General features: G+C 64.4%; 12 protein-coding genes and 1 pseudogene. 5 read left to right on the top strand and 8 right to left on the bottom strand.

All coding sequences use genetic code 11. The features are described from left to right. The first annotated feature begins 78 nt into the window (after positions 1-78). The gene (locus AC1DMA_RS16150) at positions 79-738 is read left to right on the top strand and encodes a peroxiredoxin (protein ID WP_478128478.1); all 660 of its coding nucleotides are present in this window, start codon (positions 79-81) and stop codon (positions 736-738) included. A 17-nt stretch (positions 739-755) separates the two neighbouring features. After that, a complete protein-coding gene (locus tag AC1DMA_RS16145; RefSeq protein WP_478128479.1) occupies positions 756-1796 on the top strand; it encodes an MBL fold metallo-hydrolase in 1041 nt (346 codons plus the stop codon). A 149-nt stretch (positions 1797-1945) separates the two neighbouring features. On the opposite strand, the gene AC1DMA_RS16140 is transcribed toward AC1DMA_RS16145, so the two are convergent. The 8 genes and pseudogenes from AC1DMA_RS16140 to AC1DMA_RS16105 all read right to left on the bottom strand — a co-directional run bounded on the left by AC1DMA_RS16140 (position 1946) and on the right by AC1DMA_RS16105 (position 10648). Further along, positions 1946-2869 carry a hypothetical protein gene (locus AC1DMA_RS16140; RefSeq protein ID WP_478144937.1) on the bottom strand — a complete coding sequence of 308 codons (924 nt, stop codon included), beginning with the start codon at positions 2867-2869 and terminating at the stop codon, positions 1946-1948. Between the two features lie 194 nt (positions 2870-3063). Next, positions 3064-3930, bottom strand: a complete 867-nt coding sequence (locus AC1DMA_RS16135; protein WP_478144829.1) for a hypothetical protein — start codon at positions 3928-3930, stop codon at positions 3064-3066. A gap of 86 nt (positions 3931-4016) precedes the next feature. Next, positions 4017-4340: pseudogene (locus AC1DMA_RS16130) on the bottom strand (hypothetical protein); the annotation flags it as partial. 149 nt (positions 4341-4489) lie between these two features. Further along, positions 4490-4924, bottom strand: coding sequence for a MaoC family dehydratase (locus AC1DMA_RS16125; protein ID WP_478128482.1), 435 nt, complete (start codon positions 4922-4924; stop codon positions 4490-4492). A 2-nt stretch (positions 4925-4926) separates the two neighbouring features. Continuing rightward, on the bottom strand, positions 4927-6204 hold the full coding sequence (gene boxA / locus AC1DMA_RS16120; protein ID WP_478144828.1) for a benzoyl-CoA 2,3-epoxidase subunit BoxA: 1278 nt from the start codon (positions 6202-6204) through the stop codon (positions 4927-4929). 139 nt (positions 6205-6343) lie between these two features. After that, positions 6344-7771 (bottom strand): benzoyl-CoA 2,3-epoxidase subunit BoxB, encoded by a 1428-nt coding sequence (boxB, locus tag AC1DMA_RS16115; protein WP_478144827.1) that lies wholly within the window; start codon positions 7769-7771, stop codon positions 6344-6346. A 136-nt stretch (positions 7772-7907) separates the two neighbouring features. Next, the gene (boxC, locus tag AC1DMA_RS16110) at positions 7908-9578 is read right to left on the bottom strand and encodes a 2,3-epoxybenzoyl-CoA dihydrolase (RefSeq protein WP_478144826.1); all 1671 of its coding nucleotides are present in this window, start codon (positions 9576-9578) and stop codon (positions 7908-7910) included. Positions 9579-9715: 137 nt separating this feature from the next. Next, the gene (locus tag AC1DMA_RS16105) at positions 9716-10648 is read right to left on the bottom strand and encodes a helix-turn-helix transcriptional regulator (protein WP_478128486.1); all 933 of its coding nucleotides are present in this window, start codon (positions 10646-10648) and stop codon (positions 9716-9718) included. Positions 10649-10809: 161 nt separating this feature from the next. Here AC1DMA_RS16105 and AC1DMA_RS16100 point away from each other — a divergent pair, with 161 nt between their 5' ends. From AC1DMA_RS16100 to AC1DMA_RS16090, 3 genes are read left to right on the top strand one after another with little or no spacing between them, the layout of a single operon-like run. Then, the gene (locus AC1DMA_RS16100) at positions 10810-11274 is read left to right on the top strand and encodes a 4-hydroxylaminobenzoate lyase (protein ID WP_478144825.1); all 465 of its coding nucleotides are present in this window, start codon (positions 10810-10812) and stop codon (positions 11272-11274) included. Continuing rightward, a complete protein-coding gene (locus AC1DMA_RS16095; protein ID WP_478144824.1) occupies positions 11271-12824 on the top strand; it encodes a 3,4-dehydroadipyl-CoA semialdehyde dehydrogenase in 1554 nt (517 codons plus the stop codon). Before AC1DMA_RS16100 ends, AC1DMA_RS16095 begins: the two co-directional genes overlap by 4 nt. Positions 12825-12869: 45 nt before the next feature. Continuing rightward, positions 12870-14420: a benzoate-CoA ligase family protein gene (locus AC1DMA_RS16090; RefSeq protein ID WP_478144823.1), complete on the top strand. Its 1551-nt coding sequence runs from the start codon at positions 12870-12872 to the stop codon at positions 14418-14420. The last annotated feature ends 26 nt before the right edge of the window (positions 14421-14446 follow it).

The following is a 14446-nucleotide window of genomic DNA, read 5'->3' as shown; positions in this document are numbered from 1 at the left end:
TCACACGGCTTGTTTGTGTCATCAGATCGTGGTGTACTTTTGGGTGATCTGGCAAACCCATTTTTTGAAGGAGCGGACATGTCCCTGCGCATCAACGACGTCACCCCCGATTTCACGGCAAACACCACCCAGGGGCCGATCAAGTTCCACGACTGGATCGGCGACAAATGGGCCGTCCTGTTTTCGCACCCGAAAGACTTCACACCGGTTTGCACCACCGAACTTGGTTATATGGCGAAGATCGAGCCTGAGTTCACCAAGCGCAACGCCAAGCTGATCGGCCTGAGCATCGATCCGGTCGATGCGCACGACAAATGGGCCAAGGACATCGAGGAAACGCAGGGCTATTTGCCGAAGTACCCGATGATCGGCGACACCGACCTTGCCGTGGCCAAGCTCTACAACATGCTGCCGGCCGAAGAGCCCGGAACCTCCGAAGGCCGCACCGCGGCCACCAATGCGACGGTGCGTTCGGTCTTCATCATCGGTCCGGACAAGCGCATCAAGCTGATGCTGACCTACCCGATGACCACCGGCCGCAACTTCGACGAGATCCTGCGGGTGCTCGACTCGATGCAGCTCACGGCCGCGCACAAGGTCGCGACCCCGGTGAACTGGAAGAACGGCGACGACGTGATCATCGCCGGCTCGGTGTCCGACGAAGAGGCCAAGAAGCTCTATCCGGAAGGCTGGAAGGCGCCCAAGCCCTATCTGCGCGTGGTCAAGCAGCCGGGCTGATCGGCGCGGCCGCTCACATGATCTTCGAGCAAGTCCCCACCGGGGGTTGCCAGTCCTACCTGATCGGCTGCGGCGAGACTTGTGTGGGCGCGCTCATCGACCCGGAGCTGAGCCAGATCGACCACTACTTCGCCCTGGCCAGCCGCGACGGCGTGCGGATCCGCTATCTCATCGATACGCACACGCACGCCGACCATTTTTCAGCCACCAAGGAACTGGCCCGGCGGCTCGGCGTGCCGGTCGTGATGCATCGCGCCAGCCCCGCCCCTTTCGTCGACATGCGCATCGGCGATGGCGAAATGGTGGCCGTCGGCAAGCTGCGGCTGCAGGCGCTTCACACGCCCGGGCACACGGCCGATTCGATGTGCCTGAAGGTCGACGACCGGGTGTTTACCGGTGACACGCTGCTCATCGGCGGCACCGGACGCACCGATCTGCCGAGCGGCAACCCCGAGGCGCTCCATGACAGCCTCTTCAATCGCCTTTTGCAGCTCGATGCGGCCCTCAAGGTCTACCCGGCGCACGACTACAAGGGCCGCAGCCACTCCACTATCGGCGACGAGATCGCCAGCAACCCGCGCCTGCAAAAACGCGACCGCGCCGAGTTCGTCGAGATGATGCGCAGCCTGAATCTCACGATGCCGACACATATCACCGAAGCGCTGCGTACCAACATGAGCGGCGGCAGGACGGTCGCGAGCCTCTTGGCCGAAGCCAGCGCGGCGGTGCCGTTCATGTCGCTTGACGAACTCAAGACGCGCGTCGAAGCCGTGGAGGACGACCTGATCGTGCTCGACGTGCGGGAGCGAGATGCCTACGAGGCAGGCCATGTCCCCGGCGCACGCCTGCTTCCGCGCGGACAGCTCGAGCTTCGCGTCAACCAGGACCTGCCCGACCCTACACGCCGCATCATCACTTGCTGCGAGCTAGGCTATATCTCGACGCTTGCAGCGGCAACGCTTCGCGCGATGGGCTTCCAGCGCGCGGTCGCGCTCGACGGCGGCATGAAAGCGTGGCGCGAATCCGGCTTTCCGCTGAAGCCGGGCAAGGAACCCTGAGCGGGATGCTCGCGATCCACGATCCCGCTCGAAGGAGACGACATGACACACCGAATCCTCACGCTTCTTCTCGTCTGCGCGACGCTGACAGCGCTTGCCGCTTGCGAGCCGAAGCCGCAGACGCCGAAGGCAGCAGCAGTCTTCGGCGCTCAGAACTGAACGCCGATCCCCGCCTGGATCAGATCGCCGTCGCGGTCGTACCGGGTCGCGAAGCGATTCCACGTCAAGCGCGCCAGCCAGCGTTGCCCGAACCTGTAGCTCGCCGAGACGGAGACCAGGCCTGAAATGCGACCATCGCCCGTGGAATCGAAAGGCGAGCGATCTTTCTGGGTGATGGCCACATAGGGGCCGATGCCGGCGGCCAGGGTGAAGCGGTCGTTGAAGAACGCGCTCGTTGCCCATAGCTGCGCCGCAGCGCCGTCGCGTCGCGCCTGGATGTCACCGTCTTCATGGATCAGGGAGGCAGTCACGTCGAGGTGCGGAGCCAGCCCGTGCCGATACTCCAGCGAAGCAGCGGGCGACGACTGCGATCGATCGCTGTTCAGGATCGATGCTCCCAGCATCGCGGTCAATTCATTGCCAGTGACGTTCGACGTCCTCTCGATGGGGCCGTCCCGCGGTCCCGGCCTGTCAGGAGCGTCCAGTTGATAACCCACGCCGAACAGCAGTGCGGTGGTGTCCGGGCCACCGCTCACCATCACGCGATTGAGCTTCATCTCCGCGATCCAGCGGTTGTCGAAGTAGTAGGCAAGCCGCAGGCTCAGAACGCCGCCCCATCCATGCGCGTTGTCATAGCTCGGGAGGTGCTGGGCCGTGATCGTGTCGAAGTAGCGGTAAGGGCCGGCGCCGGCCGAGAGTTCCAGGCGGTTCTCCGCCATCGGAAGTCGCGCCCAAAGTTGCAAGGTCTGACCGTCTCGATGGTGATACGAAAGATGACCTTCGTTGAGCCACGAAAAGCTCCATGCCGCGTAGGGGCCCAAGCCTTGGCGGTAGGCGCCTTCCCATGAATACGTACGCTCGCCCGAACTCGCGAGCGGCCCCGCAAGCAGGGACAGTTCCTGGCCGCTGGCCATCGAACAGCAGGCAAAGACGCCTGCGGCACCGAGCGATCGAAGCGGCTTCACAAATGGCTTCACGCGCAACCTCGATGCCAAGCTGGCAAATGAAGATGAATAGGCCAATGCGCACAAGCATACCGGCCGCGCGTGGGTTCGAAGGCCTCTCCTCGATTCCCTGGCTTTGTCTGCCTCGCTTTACAGGCCCTGCCCTACAGGTCCTGCTTGTTCGGTGCGGTTTTTGCCAACTCATCCATGGCCGCTTGCCGTCTTGTGCGAAGCCAATGCCTGCGCCTCAGCAGAAAGACGACGGCGCCAATCGGGGCGCCGAAGTGGACGATATAAGGCGCAGCGGGTGCGGCCTTGGAGAAGCCTGCGCCGAGCAGCGACACGTAGACGGGCGAAAAGTCGAGCGCCCCGGTGGTCCAGTTGAACGACCACTGCATCACTCCGACGCACACGAAGATGAGCCACGCCCATTTACGCCGCGGGATCGGCGTGCGGATGCACAGGACCAGCGCCACCAGCACCAGGACCGCAATTGCCACCGTGAGCACGAAAACGACATAGTGGCCGACGCTCTTTCCGGCAAAGGTGAATCGGTTGATGTTTTCGAGCGAATCCGCCAAGGGACTGACGTGAACGCTCGTGACGGCGAGATTGCCGTTTCGGCGTTCGAGGTTCACGTTCGCCAGGAACCAGGCGCTCGGATAGCGATATTCGAATGTGAGATCGAAACGATCGACGTCGAACGCCTTGAACGTGAAGGCACCGACGACCCTTGTTTCGAGCGGCGCTCCGGGAGGAAATTGCGCCGCAACCTGCTGGAGCTTGCTACGCACTTGCGGATCCCTGAGCGCCGGCGCAAGCCGGCTCTCGGCGGCCTCGAAGTCCGAAGCAGCGATCTGCGAGACAAACGCCTTGGCGAATGCGGTTTCTTCCTGGGGTGCCAGCTGATCGATCGCTGCCTGTTGGGCGCAACCTGCCAGCATCAGCAGGGCGAGGGCGCCCCACCAGAAAACGCGCAACCCTCGGCGAGACACGTTCAGCGAGCGGTCGACATCACCGTCGCGCGGCACCGCGGCCGCTCTTGCGGGGCCAGCAGTGCGCAATTGTCCAGGGCCCGCCGCTGCATGTCGCTCAGGTTGCGCTGGGGCGGTGCGTCATATCCGCGGTGGTATCCGTAGCCGGGCGCAGGCCTGTACTCCGGCGGCGGAGCGTAGTAACCCGGAGGCGGTCCGTAGTAGACGGGTGGTGGTGGCCGTTGGTAGTAGACGGGCGGAGCGGGTTGATAGTAGACCGGCGGCGGTGCGACGTAGGCAGGCTCGGCCGGGACCACATAGGCCGGCTGGGGCTGGTAATAGCTCGGGCCGCCGAACTCGACGCCGACCGACACTTCGGCACTGGCGCTGGCCGCAACCGAAAGGGCAGCGACGGCCACGGTGGCCGACAGGGCCCATTTGACAAACGCGGTGCCAATCAATCTCAAGGGGAGTCTCCGAACAAGGGCGAAGGCCCTGTGGTGATGGATGAAACGCTCCAGCGGCAATGCCGGTGGACATGCTGACATTCTGTGACGTATCGCAAGGAATCCGATGCAGGACATTCTCGCGTACTGCGCGAGTCGTCTTCGCCCTGCTAGGGAAGGCGAAACAGGCTCGTCGCTTCCAGATCCAGCACAGGCAGTTCGCGCTGGTTGATCAACCTCCAGCGCCAGCGCAGGATGCCGAGCGTCGGGCGCTTTTCGGAACGGCGCACCTCGACGACGTCAGCGATCAGCCGCAGGCTGTCGCCGGGGCGCACCGGATTCGGCCACTTGAGATATTGAAGTCCAGGCGATGCGAAGGACTCGGACCCGACGAGTGCGGCATCGGTGACGAGGCGCATTGCGATCGCGCTGGTGTGCCAGCCGCTCGCAATCAACCCGCCGAAAGGGCCGTCGGCGGACTGCTGTGCATCGGTGTGGAACCACTGCGGGTCATAGGCCCGCGCGAACTGGATGATCTCCGCCTCCGTCACCACGTAGGGGCCGGCCTCGATGACCTGTCCGTCGTGGAACTCGGCGAATTTCATCGTCAGTAGGTCTCCAGGTGCAGCCGGCCTTCGCGCTTGAGGCTGGCGCCCAGCGTATCCCAATCAAGGCCGGCATCGGACGCCACGTCCCGCAGCGCCAGCACCACGCCTTCTTCCATGCTCTTGAGGCCGCACACATAGAAATGGCTTTGCCCGTCCTTCAGCAGTTCGACGAGGTCGGCTGCGCGCTCGCGCATCATGTCCTGCACGTAGCGCTTGGGCTGCCCGGGCGTGCGAGAGAACGCAAAGTTGATGTCGATGAAATCCTTGGGCAGCGTTTGCAGCGGGCCAAAGTATGGAAGCTCTTGCTGAGTGCGCGCGCCGAAGAAGAGCATCAGCTTGCCGCCTTCGAACTTGCCGCTCTTGCGCAGGCGCCGGCGCCACTCGGTCATCGCCCGCATGGGCGCGCTGCCGGTGCCGGTGCAGATCATCACGATGTGCGACTTCGGATGGTTCGGCATCAGGAACGATGCGCCGAACGGACCGATGACCTGCACCTTGTCGCCGACCTTCAGATCGCAGACGTAATTGCTGCACACGCCGCGCACCGGATTGCCCTGGTGGTCCTGCAGCACGCGCTTCACGGTCAGAGAGACATTGTTGTAGCCAGGCCGCTCGCCGTTGCGCGGACTTGCAATCGAATACTGCCGTGCAAAGTGCGGCTTGCCACTGGCATCGAGACCCGGCGGGATGATCGCGATCGATTGCCCTTCGAGCACGGGGAACGGCATGCCGCCGAAATCGAGCACGATGTGGTGCGTCTGGTTTTCGTAGCCCGCTTCGGTGCAGTTGAAGTTGCCGACCACGGTGGCGGTGGTCGGGTTCTTCGGTGGATGCAGGTTGGTGTAGGCATGCGCCGCCGACCAGGGGGGCGTGGTGGCGCCGTACTGGGCCGAGTTGAAAGCGACCTCGCCGGGCTCGACCGCCGGCTGCGGTGGCGCGGCGGGCACCTGCAGCTGCACTTCGTCATCGCCCGAGCCGACGCCTTCGGCCTCGAGCTGCTCCGGCGTGAGTTCGGCTGGCAGTTCGTCCCACGTCAACTGCTCTTCGATCGAATAGGCACGCGTCACCGGCATCGTGCGCCAGTTGTCGATCGAGCCGGTCGGGCAAGGGGAGATGCAAGCCATGCAGCCATTGCACACGTCGGCACGCACCACGTAATTGCGGTCGTCATGCGTGATCGCGTTCACCGGGCAAGTCGCCTCGCAGGTGTTGCACCGAATGCAGATCTCCGGGTCGATCAGGTGCTGCTTGATGACATTCACTTCAGCCAAATCCATCTGGTTGTCTCCTTCCTTGTCACCACCGCTGCTTCCAGAAACACCGCGGAACCGGCTTTGCCGGGCCGCCGGTGTTGCCCCCGGCCAGGGGGTTGGCGTAGCGACACGAAGTGCGCGAAGCCTGGGGGGCGAGCTCAGTTCAGCCGAACCTTACATATTCGAAGTCGACCGGTTGGCGGTTGATGCCCATAACGGGGGGTGCAATCCAGCCGGCGAACTTGCCGGGGTCGACCACACGACCCATCAACGATGCCACGAAAGCGAAGTCTTCGGGCGTCGGCAACCATTCGCTCTTCTTGGCAGCCCACTCGGCTTCGTTCACGACGCGGCCTTCGGGCGACATCTTGATGCCGGCGAGGGCGCCGATCTGGCGATTGAATGCCTTGTGGGGCACGGTCAGGCGAGTCGGGATGCCGGCCTTTTCGAGAACCTTGTTCCAGCGCGCAACGCCGGCCACGGAGTCCTTGATGAAGTCGTCGCGCAGCACTTCGTTGAGCGCGTTGAGCATCGGCACGTCCTTCTCGACGAGCTGGCCGTTCTGCACTTCGAGCACCTTGTAGGTCTGGCCCTTGAGGACGTGATCATCCGTGCGCTTGCCTTCTTCGTAGCGGCCCTTGAGGCCCGAGCTATAGAAGGTGGCAGCGTTGCTCGACTGGTCGGCGCCGAAGAGATCGATGGTCACGCTGTAGTGGAAATTCAGGTAGCGCTGGATGGTGCCAAGATCGATGGCACCTGCGGCGCGCACCTTCTGCGGGTCATCGGTCTTGAGCTCGTTCATGACCTGCGCGGTGCGCTGCAGCACGCGCGACACGCCGCTTTCGCCGACGAACATGTGGTGCGCTTCTTCGGTGAGCATGAACTTGGTCGTGCGCGCCAGCGGATCGAAGGCGCTTTCCGCCAGCGCCGACAACTGGAACTTGCCGTCGCGATCGGTAAAGTACGTGAACATGAAGAACGCGAGCCAGTCCGGCGTCTTCTCGTTGAAGGCGCCGAGGATGCGCGGGTTGTCCTGATCGCCCGACTGGCGCTGCAACAGCGCCTCGGCTTCCTCCCGGCCGTCGCGGCCGAAGTGCTTGTGCAGCAGATAGACCATGGCCCACAGGTGCCGGCCTTCCTCGACGTTGATCTGGAACAGGTTGCGCAGGTCGTACATGCTCGGCGCGGTGAGCCCCAAGTGCCGCTGCTGCTCGACCGACGCAGGCTCGGTGTCGCCCTGCGTGACGATGATGCGGCGCAGGTTCGCGCGGTGCTCACCGGGCACGTCCTGCCAAGCCTTCTCGCCCTTGTTGTCGCCGAAGTGAATTTCGCGGTTTGCGTCGCCCGGGTTCAGGAAGATGCCCCAACGGTAGTCGCGCATCTTGACGTGGCCGAACTGCGCCCATCCTTGCGGGTCGACGCTCACTGCCGTGCGCAGGTAGACCTCGTAGTTCGTCGACCCATCGGGACCCACGTCGTCCCACCAGTTGATGAAGTTCGGCTGCCAGCCTTCGAGCGCGCGCTGCAGCGTGCGGTCCTCGCCCAGGTTGACGTTGTTGGGGATCTTCTCGCTGTAGTTGATCGTGCTCATGACGGGGGCCTTTAACGGTGGAAGGACGGTTGAAGAAGTTTTCGCGAAACACCGCGGAACCGGCTTCGCCGGGCCGCTGGTGTTGCTGCCCCCTGGAAGGGGGTGGAGAGCGACACGAAGTGCGCGAGCCTGGGGGTCATACCCTGTTCAAATCGAAACCGGCTTTCTCGCCGGTGCCATACACCTTGAGGGCACCCTTTTCGCCCACGGCGTTCGGACGATTGAAGATCCAGTTCTGCCACGCGGTAAGCCGGCCAAAGATGCGCGTAAGCATGTTTTCCTGGCTCGCGAATCGCAGGTTGGCTTCGAGGCCGGTGAGCGCGTCGGGCGACATGGCCACACGCTCTTCGATCGCGATGCGGATTTCGTCGTCCCAGTCGATGTCGTCCGGCGCCATCGTGACCAGACCGAGCTTCAGTGCCTCGTCCGCGTCGAGCGCCTTGCCGGCTGCCGCGCGGGCGGCTTCCATCGGCGCGGTTTCTTCATAGAAGCGGCGCTGCAACCTGCTCTGGTCGTTGACCATCGGGAAGTAGCCGAAGTTGAACTCGTTGAGCGTCAGCGTCGGGGCCTTGTCGGCATCGTCGGGCAGCGCCAGCATGTAGGCACGATCGGCGGCAAAGGCGATTTCAGCGAGCGTGCCCGCGAAGCAGGAGCCGGATTCGATCAACGCGAAGAGGCTGCGCGAGGAGACATCGAGGCGCGCCAGCGTCCGGCGCAGGGCACCGATCGTTTCGCGCACCAGCCAGTGGTCCTTGTGGGCCAGCATCGTCGCGTCGCTCGCCGATACGGCTTGGGCGTCGCCTTCGGTCTTCAGCAGCCAGGTGCCGACGTCGAGCTCGTTGGTGCGCATGCAGAGGATGGCGTCGTCGAGTTGACGAGCCATCGCGAGCGGCCACCAGTTGACACCGGCCGCTTCGATGCCTGCGATGTCAGTCGGCTGCGCGCTCTTGGGTGCCTTGACGGTGAAGGTGGCTGTGCGACGGGCGCGATCGATCTCGACGGTGACGTGCTCGTAGCGCAGGCTGTCGGGGGCGTCTTCGCGCTCCACGCGGGTGAGGCTCACGCCCTTGCCATTCGCCGGGCGGTCGCTGGCTTCGGCGAGTTTGGCGGCACGTTCTTGCACGGCAGTGCCGAATTGCGCGGGCTTGGCAATTGCATCGACCAGACGCCATTCGACGGCACGCTGGCCACGCACGCCTTCGACGCTGGTGCAGAAGATGTCCGCGAGGTCATGGCGCACGTGGCGCTTGTCGGTCACACGGGTCAGGCCGCCAGTGCCTGGCAGCACGCCGAGCAGCGGCACTTCGGGCAGAGAGACGGAAGAAGAGCGGTCGTCGACCAGGATGATTTCGTCGCAGGCCAGGGCGAGTTCGTAGCCGCCGCCAGCGCAGGCGCCGTTCACGGCCGCGATGAACTTGAGCCCCGAGTGCTTGGACGAATCCTCGATGCCGTTGCGCGTCTCGTTCGTGAACTTGCAGAAGTTCACCTTCCAAGCGTGACTCGACACGCCCAGCATGAAGATGTTTGCGCCTGAACAGAAGATGCGGTCTTTGGCGCTGGTGACGATGACCGAGCGCACTTCGGGATGTTCGAAGCGCACGCGATTCAACGCGTCATGGAGTTCGATGTCCACGCCCAGGTCGTAGCTGTTGAGCTTGAGCTTGTAGCCGGGACGAATGCCGCCGTCTTCCGCGATGTCGAGCGACAGGCGGGCCACGCTGCCCTCGACGCTCAATTTCCAGTGACGGTACTGCGTGGGATCGGTGCGGTAATCCACGCGGGCGGGGTGGGCAGCGGTTTCAGCCATGACGGTCTCCTTGAGATCTTGCAGATGGGACATCTTGAACAATAGTGCATTTGCCTATCGTCATGACATGCATCATGCTGCATGTTTTCACGCCAGTCAACCTTGGAATGAATTTATTACAGCGGGGGGCGCCGGACTCAGCCTTCGCGGCTGATCGACTCTCGGACGGTGTCGCGCAGCAAGTTGAAACTCTCGGCCAGGTCGTGCCCGGTGGTGTCCACGCTCAGGTCCGCCTTCGAATAGAAAGCCGCGCGGCCGCTCAGGATTCGCCGCAGATCGTCCATGGCCTCTTTGCTCGCCGCCATGGGCCGGGTGTCGCCCTGCGCGGCGACGCGGCCCATGTGCTCCTCGGGGGCGGCCTGCAGCCACACTGTCGTGCAGTGCGCCAATAGCTGGTTGAAGGTGGCGGGGTCGGAGACGATGCCGCCGGGCGTGGCGATCACCACTTCGCTGTAGATCTGGACCGCTTCTTCGAGAGCACGCCGTTCGTAACGGCGGTAGGCATTGGTGCCGTAGAGATCATGGATTTCGCGCACGCTGCAGCCGGCGATCTTCTCGATTTCGCGACTCAGCTCGATGAACGGCACATCCAGATCATCAGCAAGCATCTGCCCCAGCGTGGATTTGCCCGCCCCGCGCAATCCGACAAGCGCGATGCGCCGGTGCCGCGCCGGATCACCAGCGGCGGTGCCCAGCAGTTCGCCGAGGGCAATGCGGGCGCGTCGCAGGTCGGCTTCACTGCGGTGCTCGAGCAGTTCGCGGATCAACAGCCATTCGGGCGAGGTCGTCGTCACGTCGCCGACCAACTCCGCCAGCGAGCATTGCAGCGCGCTGGACACCTGCTGCAACACGAGGATGGAAGCGTTTCCGATGCCGTATTCCAGATTGGCCAAGTGGCGCTCGGACACGTCGGCCGCCTGCGCGACGGCCTTGCGGGTCAGGCCGCGGCGTGCGCGCAGGTTGCGCACTCTTTCGCCCAGCGCGACCAGCAGCGGGTTCTTCGCGTCCTCCTCTTGCAGAGGCGCATCGGATGGCGCGGTCAACACCACGTCGTCAGCTCGCTCGTTCATGACTCTCTTTCGCTGTTCTGGTGGATCGCACTCGGGGTTAACACCCATTCATGCACTATATTGCTTGACACCTTGAGGTCCGGTGCTTATGGTTCATGTACAGGCAAGATACTGCACGCAGCCAATTGCCGCAAGTTTGTTCCCACGCCCAAAGAACGCCCATGTCCAAACAAGCCTTTCACCAGCTCGTCGCCGACGTGGCGACACAGATCGCCGGCCGGCCGCTCGATCAAGATCTCGATCTCTGGCTCAACACCCATCATGGCGCGGGCAGTCCGACTTACGAGGGCCTCAAGCAAGCCTGCATCGGCGGCGTCGAGGAAGGCTGGCTGTGTGAGCGCGAAGGCGGCGGCATCCGCTACGGACGGGTGTTCAAGGCCGAAGACGCACTGAACCGGTTCTCGGTCGATGTCGTCGACATGCGCGACATTGCCGGGCCGCATCACACGCACCCCAACGGCGAGATCGACTTGATCATGCCGCTCGAGGGCGACGCGACATTCGACGGGCGCCCCGCGGGCTGGTGCGTCTACCCGGCAGGCAGCGCTCATCGCCCCACCGTGGCGCAGGGCCGTGCGCTGGTTCTCTATCTCCTGCCCGAAGGGCAAATTCAGTTCACCCAATGACCGAACTTCTCTCCAATTACGTGGCTGGCCGCTGGCAAGCTGGCACCGGCGCGGGCACGCAACTGTCCGATCCGGTGCTCGGCACTGAGCTGGCGCGCGTCGATGCAAGCGGGCTCGACCTGGCCGATGCTTTCCGCTTTGCACGTGAAACCGGTGGCGCTGCGTTGCGCGCCCTGACCTATCGCGAGCGCGCAGGCTTGCTCGCTGGCATCGTGAAGGTGCTGCTGGCCCACCGCGACAGCTATTACGAAATCGCCACCGCGAACTCCGGCACGGTGAAGAATGATTCGGCGGTCGACATCGACGGCGCCATTTTCACGCTCGGCCAATACGCCAAGTGGGGCGATGCGCTCGGCGACGTGCGCGCGCTTCGCGACGGTGAGGCGGTCAAGCTGGGCAAGGAACCGCTGTTCCAGTCCCAGCATCTGCAAGTGCCGACGCACGGGGTCGCACTGTTCATCAATGCATTCAACTTCCCGTCGTGGGGCTTGTGGGAAAAGGCCGCGCCCGCGCTCCTCTCCGGCGTGCCTGTGATCGTCAAGCCCGCCACTTCAACCGCCTGGCTGACGCAACGCATGGTGCGCGACGTGGTCGAGGCCGGCGTGCTGCCAGTCGGCGCCTTGTCGATCATTTGCGGCAGCTCCGCCGGGCTGATGGACCAGCTCCAAGGGTTCGACGTGGTGTCGTTCACAGGCTCCGCGGAGACGGGCGCCGTCATTCGTTCGCACCCTGCCGTCGCCCAGCGCTCGGTGCGCGTCAACATCGAAGCCGACAGCCTCAACTCCGCCCTGCTGATGCCCGATGCGGCTCCGGGCTCCGAGGCTTTCAACCTGCTCGTGCGCGAAGTGGTTCGCGAGATGACGGTCAAGGCCGGCCAGAAGTGCACGGCCATTCGCCGCATCCTCGTGCCGGCGGCGATCTACGACGCCGCGGCGGAAACCATCGGTGCCAAGCTGGCTGGCATCACCGTGGGCAATCCCCGCAACGAGGCCGTGCGAATGGGTTCGCTGGTCAGCCGAGTGCAGCTCGATGCCGTGCGCGAAGGATTGGAATCACTGAAGACGCAGGCCAGCGTGCTGCACGACGGCAGCCAGAAGGCACTGGTCGATGCCGACCCCGCGGTCGCCGCCTGTATCGGCCCGGTGCTGCTGGGCGCGCGCGATGCGGACGCGGCCGACCGCGTGCATGACGTCGAGGTGTTCGGCCCCGTCGCCACGCTGCTGGCCTATCGCGATCTCGATCACGCCATTGCGCTCGCCCATCGCGGCCAAGGCTCGCTCGTGACTTCGATGTACGGCGCTGACGATGCGGCGCTGGGGCAGGCTGCGGTGCAGCTTGCAACCAGCCATGGCCGCGTTCACGTGATCACGCCCGAAGTGGCGCAGGCGCAGACCGGCCACGGCAACGTCATGCCGATGTCCCTGCACGGCGGCCCCGGCCGCGCGGGCGGTGGAGCGGAGCTCGGCGGCCTGCGCGCGCTGGATTTCTATCACCGGCGCAGCGCGGTGCAGGCCAGCCCCGGCGTGCTGGCGCAGCTCGGGCTTCAGTAGCGCGCAGCCGGCATCTCGAATCACGACGAACCCGAGGAGACAAAGATGAGCCTGCCCGACACATTCAATTTCGCCGAGCACCTGTTCGCGGTCAATCGCGAGCGTGCGCAGAAGACCGCCTATGTCGACGATCGGGGCGCGCTTGGCTATGGCCAGCTCGAGGACCGGGCCCGCCGGCTCGCCGCCGCACTGCTCGCAGAGGGCGTGCGGCGCGAAGACCGCGTGCTGCTGTTGATGCTCGACACCAGCGACTGGCCGGTGAGCTTTCTCGGATGTCTCTATGCCGGCATCGTGCCAGTCGCTGTCAACACGCTGCTCACCGCCGACGACTACGCCTACATGCTGGCAAACAGCGGCGCCACGGCGGCGCTCGTGTCTGGCGCGCTGCTGCCCGTGCTGCAAGAAGCGATGGGCAAGGCACCGAACGAAGTCCGCACGTTGTTCGTGTCGCAGCCCGAAGGCCCCTTGACCGCCGGCACACACAACTTCGATTCGGCCATTGCGGCGCGCGAGCCGTTGACTGCGCCTGCCGCGACGTCGCCGCGCGACCACGCCTTTTGGCTCTATTCCTCGGGCTCGACCGGCAAGCCGAAGGGCACCGTGCATACGCACGGGAGCCCCTGGTGGACAGCAGAGCTTTACGGCAAGCCCGTGCTGGGCCTGACGGAAAACGACGTGTGCTTCTCGGCCGCGAAGATGTACTTCGCCTACGGTCTTGGCAATGCGCTGACCTTTCCGCTGTCGGTCGGGGCGACGGTGCTGCTGATGGCCGAGCGGCCGACGCCCGACGCGACCTTCAAGCGCTGGACAGGCGCGCACAAGCCCACCGTCTTCTTCGGCGCGCCGACCGGCTTCGCGGGCATGCTCGCGTCCCCTCGCCTTCCGCCGCGCGAGGCCGTCGCACTGCGCATGTGCTCCTCAGCGGGCGAGGCGCTGCCGGGCGAGATCGCACAGCGCTTCAAGCAGCACTTCGGCTGCGAGATCGTCGACGGCATTGGGTCGACGGAGATGCTGCATATCTTCATCTCCAACCGGCCCGGCGACATTCGCTACGGCACGACCGGCAAGCCCGTCGAAGGCTATGCCATCGAGTTGCGCGGCGAAGACGGAAAACCCGTTGGCGTTGGCGAAGTCGGCGACCTCTATATCAAGGGCCCGAGCACGGCCGTCATGTACTGGGGCAACCCGGAGAAGAGCGCCGAGACTTTCCGCGAAGGCTGGACCAAGAGCGGTGACAAGTATTCGCGTGACGCCGACGGCTACTACACCTACGCGGGGCGCAGCGACGACATGCTGAAGGTCAGCGGCATCTACGTCTCGCCCTTCGAGGTCGAGGCCACGCTCATGCAGCACCCCGCGGTTCTGGAGGCCGCGGTGATCGGCAAGGAAGACGCCGACGGGCTGACCAAAACCAAGGCCTACGTGGTGTGCAAGGACGGCCAATCGGTGTCCGAAGACGAGCTGAAGGCGTTCGTCAAGGAACGCCTCGCGCCGTACAAATACCCGCGCTTCATCGAGTTTGTCGACGAGTTGCCGAAGACCGCGACCGGAAAGATCCAGCGGTTCCGCCTCCGCGAGCGGGAGCAGCAGGCGTGATACCCGAATCCCGATTCGCCGCCATC

The organism is Variovorax sp. 05N34, assembly GCF_056397405.1.
Note: the sequence above shows the minus strand (reverse complement) of the source record. Positions and strands in the feature narration are given on the sequence as shown.

Coding starts and splice junctions, on each gene's coding strand:
- AC1DMA_RS16150 (WP_478128478.1), top strand. CDS start 79: ATGTCCCTGCGCATCAACGACGTCACCCCCGATTTCACGGCAAACACC.
- AC1DMA_RS16145 (WP_478128479.1), top strand. CDS start 756: ATGATCTTCGAGCAAGTCCCCACCGGGGGTTGCCAGTCCTACCTGATC.
- AC1DMA_RS16140 (WP_478144937.1), bottom strand. CDS start 2,869: ATGGCCAGCGGCCAGGAACTGTCCCTGCTTGCGGGGCCGCTCGCGAGT.
- AC1DMA_RS16125 (WP_478128482.1), bottom strand. CDS start 4,924: ATGAAATTCGCCGAGTTCCACGACGGACAGGTCATCGAGGCCGGCCCC.
- boxA (WP_478144828.1), bottom strand. CDS start 6,204: ATGGATTTGGCTGAAGTGAATGTCATCAAGCAGCACCTGATCGACCCG.
- boxB (WP_478144827.1), bottom strand. CDS start 7,771: ATGAGCACGATCAACTACAGCGAGAAGATCCCCAACAACGTCAACCTG.
- boxC (WP_478144826.1), bottom strand. CDS start 9,578: ATGGCTGAAACCGCTGCCCACCCCGCCCGCGTGGATTACCGCACCGAT.
- AC1DMA_RS16105 (WP_478128486.1), bottom strand. CDS start 10,648: ATGAACGAGCGAGCTGACGACGTGGTGTTGACCGCGCCATCCGATGCG.
- AC1DMA_RS16100 (WP_478144825.1), top strand. CDS start 10,810: ATGTCCAAACAAGCCTTTCACCAGCTCGTCGCCGACGTGGCGACACAG.
- AC1DMA_RS16095 (WP_478144824.1), top strand. CDS start 11,271: ATGACCGAACTTCTCTCCAATTACGTGGCTGGCCGCTGGCAAGCTGGC.
- AC1DMA_RS16090 (WP_478144823.1), top strand. CDS start 12,870: ATGAGCCTGCCCGACACATTCAATTTCGCCGAGCACCTGTTCGCGGTC.